Raw genomic sequence first — 18,154 nt, forward strand, 5'->3', positions numbered from 1 at the left:
GCCCGCCACAGACGGTTTAGCCCTGGTGTCTTATCTAAGAAGTAAAAAGATGAATCCTAAGTATAGCTACTTACATTCAATTTGGACTTTTAAGCCACTTTCCCACTGAACGGCTCCTGTAAAGCTACCCTTGCCGTTTGCTAAACACCAAACTGCTGCTCCTAGAACAACTGTTGCCCCCAATCCAAGAAGGACAGCAACAAATACTAAGAACCAAGCTTGGTCCATAATAGCAGGTTCCATAGTGGAATAGTCAACTTGCGGCGCTGCATAAGTCATACTTTTCACCTCCCAGCTTATGATGATCGTATCATAGGCGTCACACTCCAAACATCAACAGAAGATCCCATTTTTGACCGAACATATTTTCGTGTAAAAAGTGACTTTTTATTCAATTGTTCATGTTCAACTGTATAAATTCTCCCTTTTTTACTATTTTTCACCACGACATAAGAACCAACAAACCCATATATTGGCAATAAATCCATCTTTTTTCTGCCTTTTTTCAAATAGTTCATTTTCTTCATCTCTTCTATTTAATCTTTCATTTTTTTGAGATAGAAAGAATTCCCCCGATATATCAGATATAAAAGTCCTAATTATATGTTGTTATCACATCAAATACGACATATTAACTGATAATTCCGACAAAAGAGTGAGCATATTTTCCTTCTTCTCTTGTCTCTTAAAATATGTATATACAAGAAATCCTGTTGGGAAAAAAGCCCTTGCCTTCTTCCACAGCACATATCATTTTACTTGCATCTCTTTCTATAAAAAAAGCAAAGCAGCCCGACACAAGTATGACTGCTTTGCTTTCATTTATGAGGAACTTGCAGCAGAGGCTGTATCAGGAAAGTAATTGTTCCCAATAATTTCACCAGCAGGAACGTGTGGTCCTGCACCACCATTTCTTTTAAATGGGAGAAGCGGGAAAACAAGTTCTGCTAAATAATAAGATTCTTCTAAGTGCGGATAACCAGAAAAGATAAATGTATCAATACCTAGAGACTGATATTCTATTACACGTTCTGCTACTGTATGCGGGTCCCCGACGAGCGCTGTTCCTGCCCCGCCTCTAACTAAGCCAATGCCTGCCCAAAGATTAGGGCTAATTTCAAGCTTCTCTTTATTCCCTTGATGTAATTCAACCATTCGTTTTTGCCCTACTGAGTCCATCCCTTGTAAAGTCTTTTGCGCCTCATCAATAGTCTCTTGATCTAAATGACGAATCAGATGTTCCGCTGCTTGCCAAGCTTCATCTTCCGTTTCCCTCACGATCACATGAAGTCGAATACCAAACCTCACCGTTCTTCCTTCTTTTTCAGCCTGCTTTTTCACTTGTGCGATTTTCTCTTTTACTTGTGCAGGAGGCTCGCCCCAAGTTAAATAAACATCTGTATGTTTTGCAGCGGCTTGAATGCCTGCTTCTGATGATCCTCCAAAAAAAACGGGTGGATGTGGTGTTTGAGCTGGTGGAAATAGCAGACGTCCATTTTGTGCTTGCAGATGCTTCCCTTGAAACTGAACATTCTCTCCTTTCAATAACCGCTTCCAGATGGTCAAAAATTCTTCTGTTGCCTCATAGCGTTCATCATGAGAAATGAATAGCCCGTCTCCTTCAAGTTCTTCTTTACTTCCTCCCGCTACAACATTGATCAGCAGTCTCCCGCCTGAAAGCCGATCAAATGTGGAGGTCATTCTAGCAGCAACAGACGGCTGCATCAACCCTGGCCGAAGAGCCACAAGAAACTTTAAATGGGTTGTTTCTGCAGCTAAAGCGGCCGCTGTCAGCCATGGATCTTCACAAGATCTACCTGTAGGCAGCAAGACCCCTGTGTACCCAAGCTGATCGGCAGCTTGAGCTATTTGTTTAAAATACGGATAGTCTGCCTGTCTTGCCCCTTTCGATGATCCTAAATAACGCCCATCCCCATGCGTTGGAATAAACCATAGAATATTCATCATATCGCCTCCTATTATTTTTCACCTTGATAACTTGTGCGCCATTTGAGTAGTCGCTTTTCTAACAGCCGTACAAATGAATCAGTCATCTTACCAACTACCGCAAAGATGATAATCCCTACAAACACTTTATCCGTTTGCGAGAATTGTCTTGCATCCATAATCATGTAGCCGACTCCACTACTCGACCCCATCAATTCAGCCACCACTAAACCAAGCCAGGCAATGCCTAATGAAAGCCTCACGCCCAGAAGAATATGAGGAAGGGCAGCAGGTAAAATGAGCTTTGTGATATTTTGATACAGATTAAACTCTAAAGCGCGAGCCACATCGAACAGCTTGTTATCTACACTGCGAATTCCTAGAAAGGTATTGATATAGATCGGAAAAAAAGCCCCAAGTGCAATCAATAAAATTTTCGCTGATTCATCAAAACCAAACCAAAGAATAAATAAAGGAGTCACCGCTAAATGAGGAACTGTTCTCAGCATTTGCAAGGTCGGATCTACATACTGCTCGGTTTTCCTAGAAAAACCGACACACAGCCCCATCACAAGCCCTAAACCTCCCCCAAGTAAAAACCCGCATATTGCTCTGTAGAGACTGATGTAAAGATGGCCAAACAGCTCACCGGAACGAATCAACTCACGAAAAGATTCCGCAATGACAGTGGGTGCAGGTAGTACAGTAGAAGAAACGATTTGGGAAGCAGCAGCTCCCTGCCAAATCGCAATGAGTAAAGCAGGTAATACAAGTCCTTTTAACATGATGAAGGATGAAGCTTTTCTCCTTTTTTTCTTCATTCGCTCGGTTTTAGTCACAAGGGCTGGGTTAGATGCAGCTTTCATCAACTCTTCTCCTCTTTCAGCATTTTTTCAATAAACGAATTATCTACCACCTGATTGACATCAATCTTCCGCTGAATCGCCTTTGTTTGATATTGAAAATCAGCTGTATGCTGCTGGGCGTTTATGATTTTCTTAGAAATGGGCTCATTGAGCGGCTCTGTATTGTTTAATACTTGTGTCACCACCTTCTGATCTAATTGTTTCAAACGAGCATAAAGTGTAATGGCTTCCTGTTGATGATCTTTCTGCCATTTCACCGCTTTGTCATATACTTTTAAAAATTGTTCCACTAGTTCAGGGTGTTCATCGGCAAACTTGGTTCTGACAAGTGTGAATCCAGGTGAATATAAATCGGTCGCTTCTCCATTAACCAGTAGCTTTGCTCCCTTTTCTATCGTTTCAAGTGATAAGAACGGCTCCCAGATCGACCAAGCATCAACTGACCCATTTTCAAACGCAGATATTGCCTCATCCGGCTGAAGCTGAATGATCTGAACATCCTTTGCAGATAAACCAGCCTGATCTAATACTTTGTATAAAAAGTCAAAACCACTGCTTCCTTTGGCAACGGCAATTTTTTTCCCTTTTAAATCTTCTACTTTTTGAATCTCACTGTTCTTATTCACTAAAATCCCATTCGCCTTTAACCCATCCTGAGATAAACCAATTTCCTTAAAATCAATACCTGCTGCCTGACCGGCTATAACAGGTGAATTACCAACCTGTGAAAAATCTAATTGATTGGCAGCGAGTCCTTCGAATTGGGGTGGACCACTTTGGAACTCCACCCACTTGACTTTCACACCTTCTTTTTCAAATGATTGCTCAAACCACCCTTTTTCCTTTGCTAAAAGAAGTGGGCTTAGACTTTGCTGAATCCCAATCCGAATCTCTTTCGGCTTGTCTTCTGATCCATTCGCTGCTTGACCACACCCAGCTAATACAAGGAGGATACCCAGAAAGAGAACGATCTTTTTTTGCCTTTTCATTCAATTTGACCTCCTTAAATTCCTGAGCCATTCGTCAGTAACAGCTCATCTGTTTTCTCAAATTCTGAAAGCACCTTTTGTCTTAAGCTCTGAAAAGCTGTTGACGTTCTATTCCGCGGGAATGGTAAGTTCACGGGAAGGATTTTATGAATTCGACCGGGTCTTGCTTGTAACAGCACAATTTCATTGGCTAAATAAATGGATTCGTCAATATCATGAGTGACAAGCACCATCGTTGTTCTTTTCTCCTGCCAAATATCCAGCAGTACATCCTGTAAGTGTTTCCGTGTAAATGCATCTAGCGCACCAAAAGGTTCATCAAGCAATAAAATCTCCGGATCACGCAGAAGTGCTCTTGCAATAGCAACACGTTGTGACATCCCGCCTGAAAGCTCATGTGGATAGGCGTGTTCAAAACCTTTTAACCGAACAATTTCAATTAATTCATCCACTTTGCGGCGAACAGCCACCTGTTTTAAATTGAAATTGGCAGCGATATTTTCTTCGACCGTCAGCCATGGAAACAAGCGATGCTCTTGAAAGATAAAGCCCTGTTTCATTCCTGGTTCTACCACACGCCTTTCTCCTATCACGATCTGCCCATCATAATCTGTATCAAGGCCTCCAATCATCTTCAGCAATGTACTTTTCCCGCATCCGCTCGGACCAATCACCGTCACGAATTCACCAGGAACGATGGTGAGCCTTACGTTTTCAAGCACTTGAATGGTTTGTTTGTCTTTCCAAAAAGACTTATCCACAATATCAATGGAAATAGTCATTGCAAGTTCACTCCTCTTGTCATCAGATAAATACACAGAAAGGCCCTTATCCCAAAAGAGAGATAAGAGCCTTCGTGTTGTCCGATCAGCTATTCATATTGAGTTGTTAGCACCATCCTAAATCATATTATTCCTATAAATCAACTATATTTTATAAAATGGTTATTTCGACCTTGTATGCTTTTCATCAATACGATCGTAAATTTCTTCTATTCGTTCTTGATTGCTGTAAATCTCATATTTGTTCCGCTCAATCAAAATGTCTAATGTGATATCCAAATGTTTTCTGTATTTTTTTCGTTTTTTCTTTTTCTCCATCTTCAGCTTCCCTCCTGATTAAAATAAAAAAAGGCCCTTCACTCATGCTTGAGTGAACGAGCCTTCGGTTGACCGATCAGCGATTCTTGTTGGTATTTTTAGTATGCTTATGTTAATACATACTATTCCGACATGTCAACTATATTTATTGTTTTTTCAGATTTATCTAAAAAATGATTGACCGGGCAGTAAACAAGATTTATAGTCTTATTAAATATTTCTTATTAAAGTAGTTGGTTTTATCTAACAAAAGGAGGATACACACATGTCAGAAGAACTTCAATTTCGTTTAGAAACAAAAGCAATACACGCAGGTCAAGAACTGGATTCAGCCACCTATTCAAGAGCTGTACCTATTTACCAAACAAGCTCTTTCGGTTTTAGAGATAGTGAGCATGCGGCGAATTTATTCGGACTTCAGGAACCCGGTAATATTTATTCACGTATTATGAACCCGACAAATGATGTGTTTGAAAAACGGATCGCTGAGCTTGAAGGTGGAATTGGTGCACTTGCTGTCTCCTCAGGACAAGCAGCGACCACTTACTCCATTTTAAACATTGCAGGAGCTGGTGACGAAATCGTATCCTCCAGCAGTCTGTATGGCGGCACATATAATTTATTTGCTCATACCTTGAAAAAGCTTGGAATAACAGTAAAGTTTGTGGATTCCTCAAACCTTGAAGAACTTGAAGCAGCCATTACAGATAAAACAAAAGCAGTGTATGCAGAGAGCATCGGAAATCCAAAAGGCGACATTTTACATATTGAAGCCGTATCAGCCATTGCACACAAGCACCATATCCCGCTAATTGTGGATAACACACTTGCAAGCCCTTATTTGTTAAGACCGATTGAATTTGGCGCAGACATTGTCGTCCATTCAGCGACGAAATTCATCGGCGGCCACGGCACATCCATTGGCGGAGTCATCGTCGACAGCGGCAAGTTTCCTTGGGGTGATAGCGATAAGTTCAAAGGCCTGACTGAACCAGACCCAAGCTATCATGGCCTGACGTATACGGAAGCAATTGGCGAAGCGGCTTATATCACAAAAGCACGTGTACAGCTCTTACGTGATCTAGGGGCGGCTTTATCACCATTCAACTCATTTTTACTCTTGCAAGGCTTAGAAACATTGCATCTTCGCCTTGAACGCCACAGTGAAAATGCATTGAAGACAGCACAATTTTTACAAGATCATCCTCTTGTAGAATGGGTCAGCTATCCAGGTCTTGAAGGCCATGAATCCTTTGAGCTGGCTCAAACTTATTTACCAAAAGGACAAGGTGCCATCCTCACATTCGGCATTAAAGGTGGCAAAGACGCAGGAAAAAAACTCATTGATTCGGTTCAGCTTTTCTCACATCTTGCAAACGTAGGCGACTCTAAATCACTCATCATCCACCCTGCCAGCACAACGCATCAGCAATTAAGTGAAGCAGAGCAAAAAGCCACAGGGGTGACACCAGAACTTATTCGTTTATCTGTTGGAACTGAAGCGATTGAAGATATTCTGGCAGATCTAGAACAGGCGATTTCAAAAAGCCAGTCTTAACCAAACAAAAAAAAGCACACGCCTGTGTGCTTTTTCTTATTGATTAGTGATTGATTAACCGAATATCTTGGACGGGATAAAACACGAATGATGTTGTCCCTTGAATGTCACTCTTTGTAAAAAGACCTAAACCATTGCGACTGTCCATTGACTTTTGGCGATTGTCACCCATGACAAAGTACTTTCCTTTAGGGACTGTAAGAGGACCAAAATCAGGTGTCAGCAAGGTGCCATCTGCGGCAGCTTTCTTTTTGTTTGATGTTAAATAAGGCTCCGCCACTTTTTGACCGTTCACATATAGCTGGTCATTTTTCATTTCGATTTTATCACCAGGTAAACCAATCAATCGTTTCACATAGTGAGTACTGCGGTCTTCCCCATCAAGAACAATGATCTGTCCGCGTTTATAATCGCCGAAGTAATCGACTGTTTTATTCACAAACACCCGCTCTGTATTATGCAGTGTCGGTTCCATAGAAGTCCCCTTCACAATATACGGTGCGAATAAAAAGTTACGAATGATAAAAACAGCAATAAATGCGATTAAGATGGCTTTGATCCAGCCCCATAATTCTGATTTCTTTTTTTGTGTTTTTGTATTTGTTGTCATAAGCTCCTCCTGAAATCCCCTAGGACAAAATGAGTTATCACCAGCTGACCGCTGACGCCACGCTTGTTTCTCCCTAAATATAAACATATTTTGCCAACAAATCAAGCTGTAAGAGAGAAAAAGGCAAGCACCTTTCTGTGCTTGCCCAAAACTCAGTTAGTTAGCAGAAGAATCCGCTTCTGTCTCTTTGTTTGTTTTACCATAGAAATAATCAGATGGATTCACTGGTTTAAAATCAGATAGCTTATGGAATCGAAGAAGATCCCTGTACAGTACTTTATCTGACAGGCTTAACTGATTATCAACACGGGCTTTAATCGCTTCTGTCTTTTTGTTTTGTTTCACCACTTTACCCGTTTTTGTATCGTAGACCGTATTATCTACAAGGGTATATTTTGGTGTCACATAGTTTCCGTTACGGAATGCAACAGTTTGATCATGCTTCTTAGAGAATAAATCTGTTCCAAAATTCACGTACTCATTTGAATCAATACCTTGTAAGTGAAGAAGCGTTGGCATCACGTCTACTTCACCGCCATACGTATGATTCACGCCGCCTTGTTTCCCAGGGATACGAATCATGAGCGGTACACGCTGATTTTGTGCATTTTGATATGGCGTAATTTCTTTCCCTTGAATCTCACTCATTGCACGGTTATGGTTCTCAGAAATTCCATTATGGTCACCATATAATAGAATCACTGAGTCTTTATACAGACCCGATTTTTTCAAGTCCTTAAAGAATTGTTCTAATGACTCATCCAAATATCTCGCTGTTTGGAAATAATTATCCACTGTTTTATCGCCAGTTGTTGCCTTAGCGATTGTCGCATCTTTCTCATCTAAATTAAATGGATAATGGTTGGTCAATGTCATTAAGTGTGCATAAAATGGCTTTTTCATTGATTCTAACATTGGGATTGATTCTTTAAAGAATGGTTTATCCTTCAGACCCATGTTTACAAGGTTTTCTTCATCCATGTTGTAATAAGATGCATCGAAGAATTGATCAATTCCCATATGTTTATAAATCGTGTCACGGTTCCAGAAAGATTTATAATCCCCGTGAAGCACTGCACTCGTATAGCCTGCTTTTTGATCTAAGATAGCAGGAAGTGATTGGAAGGTATTTTCACCTTTTGTCACAAACGCTGCACCCTCTGGCAAGCCAAACATACTATTATCCATCATGAGCTCAGCATCAGAAGTCTTCCCTTGACCAGTCTGGTGGAAGAAGTTATCAAAATACGTAAAATCTTCTTTTCCATGAGCTAGTTTGTTTAAAAACGGCGTCACTTCTTCTCCATTTAACTTGTAGTCAATTAAAAATGACTGGAAGCTTTCTAAATGGATTTTGATGATGTTTTTCCCTTTTGCTTGACCAAAGTATTCTGCATTTGGTTTCGCATAGTGAGAGGTCGTATAGTTCACAACATCCGTTAAATCATCACTACTCGCATTTGCTACCTGCGTTGCATTTTGTGCGGTTTGCACGCCGTCATAAATCGCATAGTTATAAACACCTAAATATTTCACAATATACTTATGATCAAATGTTCTCGTCAATAATTCTGGACGATCTTTTTCAGCTAAGTGTAGGTTAACGAAGAACAGTCCAACACCTGCAGCCACAATCAGCAGTGCGAAAGTTTTTTTCATTTGGAACTTCTTCACTTCTGGTCTCCAAATGACAATGGCAATTAAAATGATGATATCAAGGAAGTACAAAAGGTCATGCGGCTTAATACTTGCTAACACACCGCCGGTCATACCTCCCCCAAGATTACCGGCTTGTTTCATTGTCGGGAATGTTAAAAAATCATCAAAGAAACGATAGTACGCTACATTCGCATATAAAAGTGCGGTCATAATAAAATCAATGACAATTAAAACAATGGCCGATTTACGCCCCTTCAAAAAGAGAGCAAGTCCTAAAAACACGATGGCTGAACTAAATGGATTTAATAAGAGAAGACCCTCTTGAAAAGATCCCTTCACTCCTAAATTAAAGTCCATTTTGTAGGCTGTGTACGATTTTGCCCAAAATAAAAGGACAGCCAAAACAAAAAAGCTATATTTGTTCGCAAATATTTTTTTCATAAAACCTCTTCTTTCTTATTTTCGATCTGATATAAATGAAATCATAAAAAATTTACATTGATTTTGCAAATGTAAATCTTCTGCACCAAGCATTCCGATGCTCTTTTCTCCGCAGGTTACATGTGCTCCTTTAATATAACGAATAAGAAGCATCATAAGTTTCAAAAAAAATACGAGTAAATAAAAGGAAAAATATCCATTTACATTAAATTTACTGCCGCTTCATGTTTCAGAGAATGATGAAGGTTTTGTAAATCACTCAGTACTACTTTACTTTTTTCATCTAATCGTGTCAAAGTAATTATAAAGAAAAGGAAGAATCACCTAGGCTTTTCGACTCACTTAGCCAAATTTATACAAAATCCGAACCGATTTGCTTTTTTATTGTGACTCAACCTCCTACAATCCATGTATCCTCTCTGTTGCCACAAACCTAAAAACAGTTTTAAGTAAAAAAAGCTTGATTTCCCCTACCAATGTAAGGTGTGATAAAGGTATAGCTCCATCAAATAAATCAAGCTGGGGGACATCCTATGAAATCAAACAAACAAATCAACATATTTGAACAAAGATTCTCAGAAGAAGTGATAGACATCATGGCTGTTACAGGACCTTCTGGAGTCGGCGCAGGAAAAGCAGGAAAAGAGACTCTTTGGACTGCTTCAATCCCGCTCATTGCATGGAAGGAAAAAGACCGCATCATAACCGAAAAAGTGAGACTGTGCTGGTTAACAGATGAAAAGGGATTACGAGAAAAACAAGCGCAATTACATAAAGAATCTATCGTCACACTTCAAGTACGTAAAGGTGAAGGTGAATTTATGCTCGTTTCACTTGTTGATACAGATACTGAAGATAAGGAACTTCAAGAAATATTAGAAGAAGCTCAACAACCTATCTTTTACCACGATGACAAGCTGGGTACCTTTGAATTAGTGAAAGGACTGGACTTATTTGAAACAACCATACAGTGGGGCAATGAGGAGTGCCTTCTTTACTTCAATCTTGAAGAAGAGGAAGAAATGAATGACTCTCTGAAAACGGCTAGACAACTCGTAGAAGAGCAGACAACATGGGATGCCTCCATGAAGTCATATGCAGCAAATCAGCTAATTGAACTAGCAAAAGATTGGCAGGAACAAGACGACTCCGCTGAAAATTCAGAAGAGATCACACCGGATCAATTTATCAGCCGCATCTCTCTTGAAAGCCTCCATGCTTATCCAAATGGAGAATTCGAAGCCTACTATCATGACGGAGATTTATTTTGGGGACATGTCATCATTGTCTCTGGCAATATGAATGGAACGTTTCAAGATGCACACATTGCTGGCTAAAGAATGGGGGATGGATAAATGAAGATCAAAGCTTTTGAAGAATTAAATCAACTAGGAAAAACACCTATTGTAGCCAAAATAGGCGGGTTTCGCCCTGATCCATCTAAGTACAGCTGGTTTGCTGGTCATTTTTTCATCCAACGTGATAAAGAGTGGCCGGCAGATCAAGATGGAGCTATGATTCCCATTTTACAAATGTATTTACCCGAAGTACCAGGGGGAATGAACGGCTTTGATGAATGTAAGATGATTCAAATTTTCATCAACAAGAAAACCCTTCCGATCGATATCGCCAAAAACGGTGATGGCTGGAAAATCATTGAATATTCATCAATGGAAGGTTTAGAAATCGCTGAGACCCCTGAAGACGTGAAAGGAATTAAACCTTTTCAGATAGAGTGGCTCGAAGGGGAACAACCGGATTATCCATGCTGGGAGGAAGCTTGGTCATACGTTGACTTATCAGAGGTTAATGAAAGTGAAGAAGCGACAGATCATTTCTTCGAGCATTACTCAAACTACTCGTTCACAAAAATCGGTGGATACGGAGCTTACATCCAACCTCCTCCCCACCAGATGTCAGGAGAATTCATGCTGCAAATCGCCTCAGAAGAAAAACCTCGGTTCATGATTGGTGATAACGGCACGATGTATTTCTATTACGACAAAGACAATAAAGAATGGTTCATGCACTGGGATTGTTTTTAAAACCAATTGTATGGAACCATTCCCCTTTCTAAACGTAATAAACGATATGAAGGGGGCCGGTAATATGGGATTCATTTTAGACATCTTCATTCTTGCTCTATATATCCCTTTTTTACAGGTAGATGAAGATGATATATCACGAAATGCAGCACAGCTAAAAAAATACAGCTGGTTTCAAGCGTTATTAAATGATCAAACGAGCAGAGAGCTGATCATTTATGATCAAGGAGTCCGCCGTGTAATTGGTCAATTTAAGACGAGTAAACTCCATAAGAAGCCATACAACATCAGATGCGAACGAAAGGTACAACAAGCCATACACCGTGCCATGTCAAAACACGGAAAGAGCCGCACTTAGCTGTGGCTCTTTTCGTACAAATGTAATAAATCCTTTTGAAGAAAACAATTGACGCTCGGACAACTCTCCCCGTATATTATGTATAAATCCATCTTTTTTTAGAAAAGGGGGCCTCACATGCGCTTGTTTAAGAACTGGAGAAAAAAGCAGCACAAACAGCCGATTACTTCAGATATGCAAGAAGACAGCATCCCAATTAACTTTTCCACTCTTCCCTTTGGCACAGACACCGTAGATGATTTTTTGTTCAACTTAGACCTAACCTCAAAACTGATAGATCCATACAAAGAAGCAGACACGAACAAATAGAACCTAAACTTTCGTGAACCCTCATCCAATATTGGATGATTTTTTTATACTTAGAGGAAGGTGTCCCCCCTATGAAGACATATTATTTCGTCAGACACTGTCAAGCAGATGGACAATCCGAGGATGCGTCTTTAACGCCTCAAGGCATCACACAATCGCATGAACTCGAACAGTTTTTTTCCGGCATTCAGCTCAACCACATCATCTCAAGTCCTTATAAACGAGCGATTCAAACCGCTGAGCCCCTTGCTCATGCCAAACAGATCAAGGTACAAATGGATAAGCGTCTCTCTGAACGTAGGTTAAGCAGTCAACCAATGAAGGATTGGTATGAAAAACTAAAGCTCAGTTTTTCGGACTTGCATATGACCTGTGAAGGCGGAGAATCGAGCCAAGAAGCGATGAATCGTATTGTAGAGGCACTCTATGAACAAATAAAATTAGGAAGAGATCATACTTTATTCGCCACTCATGGCAATATTATGAGCCTGCTTCTAAAACACGCCGATCCTGCAATTGGATTCAAGGAGTGGAAACAACTAAGCAATCCAGATGTCTACATCCTGAAATATTTTAAACCAGACCATGTAGAAATAGAAAGAATATGGCATAAATAAAAAAGGCAGGGTTGACCCCAGCCTTTTTCTTATGAAAAACAACTATTGGTGATAGTAAAATGTCTGTACCCACTCATAGGGCTTCTTACGATCCGCACACCATTTCACAAAACCTCTTGTCTGCGTCTGCTGAAATTCCTTCCAGTCCGATAAAAGTTGGTTATAGTAGACTGCTAGTTTTTTAACATTGCTTTGAACATTTTTATCTTCGATCAGTTTCATGACATCTTGAATCCCTTGAATTCGCTCATGATCTTTCTCATAGGTGCTTAAATAAAGATCTTCATGTATATGATGAAACGAATACCACAAAGCCGAGAAATAGGTTTCGCAAATTTGAACAATCACTCGCTGCTCTTTGCTGCCTCCCATCTCTAGTGCCTTCAATAAATAGGGCAGCCCTTCCCCCTGATGCACAAACAAGCCTTGCCAGCGATACGGTCTCACATCCATTGGATCAATATTTTCCCACTCTCGAAGAACAGGGTGGATCACCCCATGTACCAATGGATACACAAGCAAATGATGACCATCATCAAAACGTTCAATGTAATCAAACAGCCAAGCAACAAATGAACGCCGTGCTGTAAATTCGTTCTTATTCATCTCTTCAACAAAAGACTGAAGAACCTTTAACGCATCTTTACGCAGACCCTGTTCTTTCCTTACACAGTACTGTCTAAAAAGCGGATAATCATGTGAGCGCTCATCTTCAATCATAGTCTGTAATATCGTCTTCGTTTGCAAGATAACAACTCCGCCTCTTTACATTCATTCTATTGAACTATTATAACCAATTGTAACATCCACATGAAACTAGTAAAAAGATGAATTGTCCTTTGTCTTTTATAAAACCCTTGGCATCCTCAAATCCATTCTTTTCTGTGTTCATAAATGAATTGTATGTCTTTTTGATAATGTTCAAGGTGCCCCTCATGAATCATTTTTTGAAAGGCTCTATCCCCTTCATTCGCTTTTCGCTTCATGTATTGACATAAACCTTCTAAACGCAGCAACACCATGTCCACATAATCTTCTGGTATTTCCTCACCATAAGCTTCAAAAAACAGTTTGACTCTATACTTTATATGGGCTGCATGCTCTAATGAATGATAATTTACGACCTCCCCTGTTTCAGTACGAAAAAACCTACTGAGAGGGACACAAGTATAGAGAGTATATGCAATATCCCAAAGCTTTGGACCAGGGGCAGCTACATCAAAATCAATGATTCCCACTGGCTTTTTATTGTTGAAAATAATATTGTACATCGCAAAATCATTATGGCACACAACCTCTATGTTGTTAGGCGTATTGTCCATTCGTTCCCAATCGTCTGAAATGGGAAAATCACAAACAGCATCATGGTACAGTCTAAGCATTTTCGCTATTTCTTTTAAAGCATTGTGAGAGCACATGTATTCTTTTAAGGGATCATGACCGACCACCCCTTCAATGAAGGACAAGATCTCTCTACCTTTTTCATCAACCCCTAAAAAAGTTGGAGCATAGGAGAAATTCTTTTTTTCTAAATGCTTTAATAATTTGTGTATGTTGCTATTACCTGGCTTTAATTCCCTTCTAACCGTATCCCCCGAACGATAGACGTTTGATACATTCCCGCCTTTCAGCAATTCTTCATTGTTATTTTGATTTTCCATTTAAAATCCCCCCTAAAAATGTGGACACAATGATGTCTTGTGTCAGCTAGAGGTGGAAATATCCCCATGACGTTTACTATACTAAATTTTGCAGAAATAAATAAAGGTTATTGTAATGCGTTACCTGGAATAATATATGAAGTTAAATATTTTTTGTGATTATTTCCTTAATTTCTTCATAAACTTCAATATTCTCAAATTCTAAATCTTCTAGATTATGATCAATTTTTCTTTCAAGAATAATCCAGAAAGTGCTTCCTTTTTTCATTTTATTTTGTACAAAACCTCTTAAGTTATCTCCTATCGCTTCTTCAATTGAAAAATCTTTAAAGAATGACCTCAGCGTTCTATTAGTAATCAGTAATAGTTGCTTATTAAGATTCTGATTAATAAAGATATCTTTAAAAACTTCTACATTTATTTTATCGGCAGAATCGTATTCTTTCTCTGCATGTTTATTGACTATTTTTGTAATTAATAAAAAATATGTTGCAATAAAAAGGAATGCTGAATTAACTCTAAAGTCATTTGATCCACTCTTATATTTCAATTCTTCTTTGGCATACATTAGAATTAAATAAGGAAAGAGAAAGTGTTCTAAAGGTAAACCTTTAGTATCTTCATTCATTATATCTTTCCACCTACTACCTACTGGAGTCAATTCGTTAGCACGCCCATAAGCTACATTCGGCATTAGTTTTATAGCAGCTGTAAAAGATTGAATTACCTCTTTCGCAGGCAGAACGAATTTCTTTTTTCTATTAACACTTTCAAGTAGATAATTATAACTATCATTACCTCTATAGGATTCTTGTTCTTTCTGATCTAAAGTTATGAATGCCCCTCTTTGTATTTCATAGAAATAACCCAAATTTTTCATTCGATCTTTTAAGCCATTTTGAAATCGGTCTAAAGCATAAAAATCTAGTCCTCTAACAGCATTTTGGCTATTTGTGTACCTTGTAATATTGTCTCTTAACTCTTTCTTCTGAGACTCTTCAGCACTTCGTTTAGTTTTAATTACTTTCACAAGTAAGTGTCCATTGGATTCTAAAACAGAGAGTTCTTTATTAGTCTTGTGTTTATAGAAATCACCCAGAGTTTTGGCAGTTTGGCACCCATTAACTATCTGTGGTGCTTTCATTACTAAGCTCCCCATAGTTTCATAGTACTCATCACAAACCACAGTAACCCCATTATTATAATACCAAAAGTTTTCTGGTTCATTTCTTATAGTATCTTTAATACCTTTGTTTATTTTAGTACTCTTTAAATAGTTTCTTATATTTGAATGGAAAAGATGCTTTTCACCTTCGTTAACAAATTGAGAAAAATCTTTAACTCTTACTTTTGCTACAATCGTTTCGAAAGTAGAGAAATTTTCTTCTATATTCATCCTGAATGTTTTTTCACGAAAGTCTTTTGGTAATAGTCCTTTTTTTATTTCTATACTTTCCTGAATATCATCTAAATCAGATGAGAAGAAATTTAAATTCTTAAACTCGATACTAAGATGTTTTAAATTTGATTTTATCTGCATTCTTTCCCAATCACTTATGTGGTTGTTTGTAATATAGTAACAATTTATAATCTCATCATTTTGATATGACTCTCTAACATTTTTACATGCTTCTTTTACAGCATCTCTTTCGGTAATTGGTTCTTCTGTACATACTCGCTGACAATCAGCTATAAACCTTTGTGTGGAGTCAATATTATGAGATGTCTTATACTTACATTGTAATAAGTGAACTTCACCGTTATATTCAAAAACTGCGTCTAAACCGTTATCAAATTTCCCGCCTATCTCTTTAGCTTGTGCTACTTCGTCTTCTCTTAACTCGAATATGTTATAAAGTATCCACTCACAAAAACTGTCCCCCACACTTATGGAATCATTACTTCCACATTCACTAAGATATTCCTCTATAGATTCTTCAATTTGTTTTTGTAAAATTTGGTCGTATTTGTTTTTTTTTGCTACAGCCACACTCATCTCTCCTTAGTTACGAAATGTATAGGATAATTTTAACACTAAATCTCTAAAAAAGGATACAGAAAATAAGTAATTTCACCCTTGTAGCAAATACAAAACTCGACACTAGGAATCGAAACTCGATGATTAAAAGTCATCAAAACAGAAAAAACGTCTTTCTACAATATTGTAGAAAGACGTTTTTTCTGTAGTTGAGGTTTTGTAAAGTTAATACCGGTGGCCGGGGTCGAACCGGCACTCCGTGAGGAACACGATTTTGAGTCGTGCGCGTCTGCCAATTCCGCCACACCGGCATGATCATTAAAGAGCGCAACTTATAATAATAAAAAATGGTGCCGAGGGCCGGACTTGAACCGGCACGGTAGTCACCTACCGCAGGATTTTAAGTCCTGTGTGTCTGCCAATTCCACCACCCCGGCAGTCTTTTCAAAAAAGGCGACACCCGGATTTGAACCGGGGATAAAGGTTTTGCAGACCTCTGCCTTACCACTTGGCTATGCCGCCATAATTGGAGCGGAAGACGGGATTCGAACCCGCGACCCCCACCTTGGCAAGGTGGTGTTCTACCACTGAACTACTTCCGCATATCAACTGGGCTAGCTGGATTCGAACCAACGCATGACGGAGTCAAAGTCCGTTGCCTTACCGCTTGGCTATAGCCCAATAATAAAATGGGGCGATTGATGGGAATCGAACCCACGAGTGCCAGAGCCACAATCTGGTGCGTTAACCACTTCGCCACAACCGCCATAGATGTTATGAATCATATAATTGGCAGGGGCAGTAGGAATCGAACCCACACCGGAGGTTTTGGAGACCTCTGTTCTACCGTTAAACTATGCCCCTATGAAAATAAAAATGGTGGAGGGGGGCGGATTCGAACCGCCGAACCCGGAGGGAGCGGATTTACAGTCCGCCGCGTTTAGCCACTTCGCTACCCCTCCACATTTGAAAAACAGTGCCGGCAAGAGGACTTGAACCCCCAACCTACTGATTACAAGTCAGTTGCTCTACCAATTGAGCTACACCGGCAAATAGTGGTGGCTCGGGACGGAATCGAACCGCCGACACACGGATTTTCAGTCCGTTGCTCTACCAACTGAGCTACCGAGCCAAGTATTCTTTTTAAAAAATGGCGGTCCGGACGGGACTCGAACCCGCGACCTCCTGCGTGACAGGCAGGCATTCTAACCAACTGAACTACCGGACCAATAAAGATAAATTTGGTTGCGGGGGCAGGATTTGAACCTGCGACCTTCGGGTTATGAGCCCGACGAGCTACCGAACTGCTCCACCCCGCGACGATATAAAAGATATGGTGGAGGATGACGGGCTCGAACCGCCGACCCTCTGCTTGTAAGGCAGATGCTCTCCCAGCTGAGCTAATCCTCCGAATAAAATGCTGGTATGTATTTCTATAAAAATGGTGACCCGTACGGGATTCGAACCCGTGTTACCGCCGTGAAAGGGCGGTGTCTTAACCGCTTGACCAACGGGCCCTTTATTATGTAAATTGTGGCGGAGAGCAAGGGATTCGAACCCTTGAGACGGGGTTACCGCCTACACGATTTCCAATCGTGCTCCTTCGGCCACTCGGACAGCTCTCCAAATTGGCTCCGCAGGTAGGATTCGAACCTACGACCGATCGGTTAACAGCCGATAGCTCTACCACTGAGCTACTGCGGAATGAAGAAAGCCTGGCGATGTCCTACTCTCACAGGGGGAAACCCCCAACTACCATCGGCGCTGAAGAGCTTAACTTCCGTGTTCGGTATGGGAACGGGTGTGACCTCTTCGCCATCATCACCAGACAATTTAGTGACAAAAGATATTATACTATGTATTACAAATAAATCAAGAGATTTTTGAAAAATGTTCTCTCAAAACTAGATAACAATGTTCATTTTTCACATTAGAATATAGGTTAAGTCCTCGATCTATTAGTATCTGTCAGCTCCACGTGTCACCACGCTTCCACCTCAGACCTATCAACCTGAT

At 39.9% G+C, this 18,154-nt stretch carries 18 protein-coding genes, 16 tRNA genes and 1 rRNA gene; 6 read left to right on the forward strand and 29 right to left on the reverse strand.

What is annotated here, in order from left to right; translation table 11 throughout:
- Positions 1-66 precede the first annotated feature (66 nt).
- The 7 genes from EBQ12_RS04790 to EBQ12_RS04820 all read right to left on the reverse strand — a co-directional run bounded on the left by EBQ12_RS04790 (position 67) and on the right by EBQ12_RS04820 (position 4,902).
- On the reverse strand, positions 67-279 hold the full coding sequence (locus EBQ12_RS04790) for a hypothetical protein (RefSeq protein ID WP_003211695.1): 213 nt from the start codon (positions 277-279) through the stop codon (positions 67-69).
- Between the two features lie 17 nt (positions 280-296).
- The gene (locus EBQ12_RS04795) at positions 297-518 is read right to left on the reverse strand and encodes a hypothetical protein (protein WP_125589195.1); all 222 of its coding nucleotides are present in this window, start codon (positions 516-518) and stop codon (positions 297-299) included.
- Positions 519-822: 304 nt separating this feature from the next.
- A complete protein-coding gene (gene ssuD, locus EBQ12_RS04800) occupies positions 823-1,965 on the reverse strand; it encodes an FMNH2-dependent alkanesulfonate monooxygenase (protein ID WP_125589197.1) in 1,143 nt (380 codons plus the stop codon).
- A gap of 14 nt (positions 1,966-1,979) precedes the next feature.
- Positions 1,980-2,768, reverse strand: a complete 789-nt coding sequence (locus EBQ12_RS04805) for an ABC transporter permease (protein WP_224559741.1) — start codon at positions 2,766-2,768, stop codon at positions 1,980-1,982.
- A gap of 44 nt (positions 2,769-2,812) precedes the next feature.
- Positions 2,813-3,802 (reverse strand): aliphatic sulfonate ABC transporter substrate-binding protein, encoded by a 990-nt coding sequence (locus EBQ12_RS04810; RefSeq protein WP_125589198.1) that lies wholly within the window; start codon positions 3,800-3,802, stop codon positions 2,813-2,815.
- 14 nt (positions 3,803-3,816) lie between these two features.
- The gene (locus EBQ12_RS04815; protein WP_058337548.1) at positions 3,817-4,584 is read right to left on the reverse strand and encodes an ABC transporter ATP-binding protein; all 768 of its coding nucleotides are present in this window, start codon (positions 4,582-4,584) and stop codon (positions 3,817-3,819) included.
- A gap of 162 nt (positions 4,585-4,746) precedes the next feature.
- Positions 4,747-4,902, reverse strand: coding sequence for an FbpB family small basic protein (locus EBQ12_RS04820; protein ID WP_034647783.1), 156 nt, complete (start codon positions 4,900-4,902; stop codon positions 4,747-4,749).
- A gap of 265 nt (positions 4,903-5,167) precedes the next feature.
- Between EBQ12_RS04820 and EBQ12_RS04825 the strand changes: the two genes are divergently transcribed.
- Positions 5,168-6,460, forward strand: a complete 1,293-nt coding sequence (locus EBQ12_RS04825; protein ID WP_019743963.1) for a homocysteine synthase — start codon at positions 5,168-5,170, stop codon at positions 6,458-6,460.
- 43 nt (positions 6,461-6,503) lie between these two features.
- Here the strand turns inward: EBQ12_RS04825 and lepB are convergent, their stop codons facing one another.
- Both lepB and ltaS read right to left on the reverse strand, forming a co-directional pair.
- Positions 6,504-7,070, reverse strand: a complete 567-nt coding sequence (lepB, locus tag EBQ12_RS04830; RefSeq protein WP_035703366.1) for a signal peptidase I — start codon at positions 7,068-7,070, stop codon at positions 6,504-6,506.
- A gap of 156 nt (positions 7,071-7,226) precedes the next feature.
- Complete coding sequence (ltaS, locus tag EBQ12_RS04835) at positions 7,227-9,170, reverse strand: lipoteichoic acid synthase (protein ID WP_007497007.1); 1,944 nt, start codon at positions 9,168-9,170, stop codon at positions 7,227-7,229.
- 533 nt (positions 9,171-9,703) lie between these two features.
- Here ltaS and EBQ12_RS04840 point away from each other — a divergent pair.
- The 5 genes from EBQ12_RS04840 (at position 9,704) to EBQ12_RS04860 (ending at position 12,499) form a co-directional block, all read left to right on the forward strand.
- Positions 9,704-10,507 carry a DUF2262 domain-containing protein gene (locus EBQ12_RS04840; RefSeq protein WP_048003253.1) on the forward strand — a complete coding sequence of 268 codons (804 nt, stop codon included), beginning with the start codon at positions 9,704-9,706 and terminating at the stop codon, positions 10,505-10,507.
- Positions 10,508-10,525: 18 nt separating this feature from the next.
- Positions 10,526-11,215 (forward strand): DUF1963 domain-containing protein, encoded by a 690-nt coding sequence (locus EBQ12_RS04845; protein WP_125589200.1) that lies wholly within the window; start codon positions 10,526-10,528, stop codon positions 11,213-11,215.
- 64 nt (positions 11,216-11,279) lie between these two features.
- Complete coding sequence (locus EBQ12_RS04850; protein WP_125589202.1) at positions 11,280-11,573, forward strand: hypothetical protein; 294 nt, start codon at positions 11,280-11,282, stop codon at positions 11,571-11,573.
- A gap of 117 nt (positions 11,574-11,690) precedes the next feature.
- Entirely contained in the window at positions 11,691-11,882 is a 192-nt protein-coding gene (locus tag EBQ12_RS04855) for a hypothetical protein (RefSeq protein ID WP_125589203.1), read from the forward strand.
- A 71-nt stretch (positions 11,883-11,953) separates the two neighbouring features.
- The gene (locus EBQ12_RS04860) at positions 11,954-12,499 is read left to right on the forward strand and encodes a histidine phosphatase family protein (RefSeq protein WP_125589205.1); all 546 of its coding nucleotides are present in this window, start codon (positions 11,954-11,956) and stop codon (positions 12,497-12,499) included.
- Between the two features lie 42 nt (positions 12,500-12,541).
- Here the strand turns inward: EBQ12_RS04860 and EBQ12_RS04865 are convergent, their stop codons facing one another.
- The 20 genes from EBQ12_RS04865 to rrf form a co-directional block, all read right to left on the reverse strand.
- A complete protein-coding gene (locus tag EBQ12_RS04865) occupies positions 12,542-13,246 on the reverse strand; it encodes a hypothetical protein (RefSeq protein WP_125589207.1) in 705 nt (234 codons plus the stop codon).
- A gap of 119 nt (positions 13,247-13,365) precedes the next feature.
- Positions 13,366-14,160, reverse strand: a complete 795-nt coding sequence (locus tag EBQ12_RS04870; protein WP_125589209.1) for a phosphotransferase — start codon at positions 14,158-14,160, stop codon at positions 13,366-13,368.
- 142 nt (positions 14,161-14,302) lie between these two features.
- Positions 14,303-16,150 carry an AIPR family protein gene (locus tag EBQ12_RS04875; RefSeq protein WP_164511633.1) on the reverse strand — a complete coding sequence of 616 codons (1,848 nt, stop codon included), beginning with the start codon at positions 16,148-16,150 and terminating at the stop codon, positions 14,303-14,305.
- 217 nt (positions 16,151-16,367) lie between these two features.
- Positions 16,368-16,449: transfer RNA gene (locus EBQ12_RS04880), tRNA-Leu, on the reverse strand.
- Between the two features lie 37 nt (positions 16,450-16,486).
- Positions 16,487-16,575, reverse strand: a tRNA-Leu gene (locus EBQ12_RS04885).
- A 14-nt stretch (positions 16,576-16,589) separates the two neighbouring features.
- Positions 16,590-16,660 (reverse strand) — tRNA-Cys (locus tag EBQ12_RS04890).
- A 5-nt stretch (positions 16,661-16,665) separates the two neighbouring features.
- Positions 16,666-16,740: transfer RNA gene (locus EBQ12_RS04895), tRNA-Gly, on the reverse strand.
- Positions 16,741-16,747: 7 nt separating this feature from the next.
- A tRNA-Gln gene (locus EBQ12_RS04900) sits at positions 16,748-16,819 on the reverse strand.
- Between the two features lie 9 nt (positions 16,820-16,828).
- Positions 16,829-16,904: transfer RNA gene (locus EBQ12_RS04905), tRNA-His, on the reverse strand.
- Positions 16,905-16,928: 24 nt separating this feature from the next.
- Positions 16,929-17,002: transfer RNA gene (locus EBQ12_RS04910), tRNA-Trp, on the reverse strand.
- Between the two features lie 13 nt (positions 17,003-17,015).
- Positions 17,016-17,100 (reverse strand) — tRNA-Tyr (locus tag EBQ12_RS04915).
- A 15-nt stretch (positions 17,101-17,115) separates the two neighbouring features.
- Positions 17,116-17,188, reverse strand: a tRNA-Thr gene (locus EBQ12_RS04920).
- Positions 17,189-17,194: 6 nt separating this feature from the next.
- Positions 17,195-17,270: transfer RNA gene (locus tag EBQ12_RS04925), tRNA-Phe, on the reverse strand.
- Between the two features lie 19 nt (positions 17,271-17,289).
- Positions 17,290-17,366: transfer RNA gene (locus tag EBQ12_RS04930), tRNA-Asp, on the reverse strand.
- Positions 17,367-17,380: 14 nt separating this feature from the next.
- A tRNA-Met gene (locus EBQ12_RS04935) sits at positions 17,381-17,457 on the reverse strand.
- Between the two features lie 15 nt (positions 17,458-17,472).
- Positions 17,473-17,548, reverse strand: a tRNA-Val gene (locus tag EBQ12_RS04940).
- Between the two features lie 32 nt (positions 17,549-17,580).
- Positions 17,581-17,655, reverse strand: a tRNA-Glu gene (locus EBQ12_RS04945).
- 17 nt (positions 17,656-17,672) lie between these two features.
- Positions 17,673-17,763: transfer RNA gene (locus EBQ12_RS04950), tRNA-Ser, on the reverse strand.
- Positions 17,764-17,767: 4 nt separating this feature from the next.
- Positions 17,768-17,842: transfer RNA gene (locus EBQ12_RS04955), tRNA-Asn, on the reverse strand.
- 9 nt (positions 17,843-17,851) lie between these two features.
- Positions 17,852-17,967 (reverse strand): 5S ribosomal RNA (gene rrf / locus EBQ12_RS04960).
- Between the last annotated feature and the right edge of the window lie 187 nt (positions 17,968-18,154).

The sequence above is a fragment of the Bacillus sp. 2B09 genome (genome assembly GCF_003946835.1).
GTDB classification, from domain to species: Bacteria; Bacillota; Bacilli; order Bacillales; family Bacillaceae; genus Bacillus; species Bacillus altitudinis.

Bases quoted from the DNA above. Each gene is read 5' to 3' on its own strand.
- EBQ12_RS04790 (WP_003211695.1), bottom strand. From the start codon at position 279: ATGACTTATGCAGCGCCGCAAGTTGACTATTCCACTATGGAACCTGCT.
- lepB (WP_035703366.1), bottom strand. From the start codon at position 7,070: ATGACAACAAATACAAAAACACAAAAAAAGAAATCAGAATTATGGGGC.
- EBQ12_RS04840 (WP_048003253.1), top strand. From the start codon at position 9,704: ATGAAATCAAACAAACAAATCAACATATTTGAACAAAGATTCTCAGAA.
- EBQ12_RS04850 (WP_125589202.1), top strand. From the start codon at position 11,280: ATGGGATTCATTTTAGACATCTTCATTCTTGCTCTATATATCCCTTTT.
- EBQ12_RS04845 (WP_125589200.1), top strand. From the start codon at position 10,526: ATGAAGATCAAAGCTTTTGAAGAATTAAATCAACTAGGAAAAACACCT.
- EBQ12_RS04815 (WP_058337548.1), bottom strand. From the start codon at position 4,584: ATGACTATTTCCATTGATATTGTGGATAAGTCTTTTTGGAAAGACAAA.
- ltaS (WP_007497007.1), bottom strand. From the start codon at position 9,170: ATGAAAAAAATATTTGCGAACAAATATAGCTTTTTTGTTTTGGCTGTC.
- EBQ12_RS04810 (WP_125589198.1), bottom strand. From the start codon at position 3,802: ATGAAAAGGCAAAAAAAGATCGTTCTCTTTCTGGGTATCCTCCTTGTA.
- EBQ12_RS04820 (WP_034647783.1), bottom strand. From the start codon at position 4,902: ATGGAGAAAAAGAAAAAACGAAAAAAATACAGAAAACATTTGGATATC.
- EBQ12_RS04805 (WP_224559741.1), bottom strand. From the start codon at position 2,768: ATGAAGAAAAAAAGGAGAAAAGCTTCATCCTTCATCATGTTAAAAGGA.
- EBQ12_RS04860 (WP_125589205.1), top strand. From the start codon at position 11,954: ATGAAGACATATTATTTCGTCAGACACTGTCAAGCAGATGGACAATCC.
- EBQ12_RS04795 (WP_125589195.1), bottom strand. From the start codon at position 518: ATGAACTATTTGAAAAAAGGCAGAAAAAAGATGGATTTATTGCCAATA.
- EBQ12_RS04855 (WP_125589203.1), top strand. From the start codon at position 11,691: ATGCGCTTGTTTAAGAACTGGAGAAAAAAGCAGCACAAACAGCCGATT.
- ssuD (WP_125589197.1), bottom strand. From the start codon at position 1,965: ATGAATATTCTATGGTTTATTCCAACGCATGGGGATGGGCGTTATTTA.
- EBQ12_RS04825 (WP_019743963.1), top strand. From the start codon at position 5,168: ATGTCAGAAGAACTTCAATTTCGTTTAGAAACAAAAGCAATACACGCA.
- EBQ12_RS04870 (WP_125589209.1), bottom strand. From the start codon at position 14,160: ATGGAAAATCAAAATAACAATGAAGAATTGCTGAAAGGCGGGAATGTA.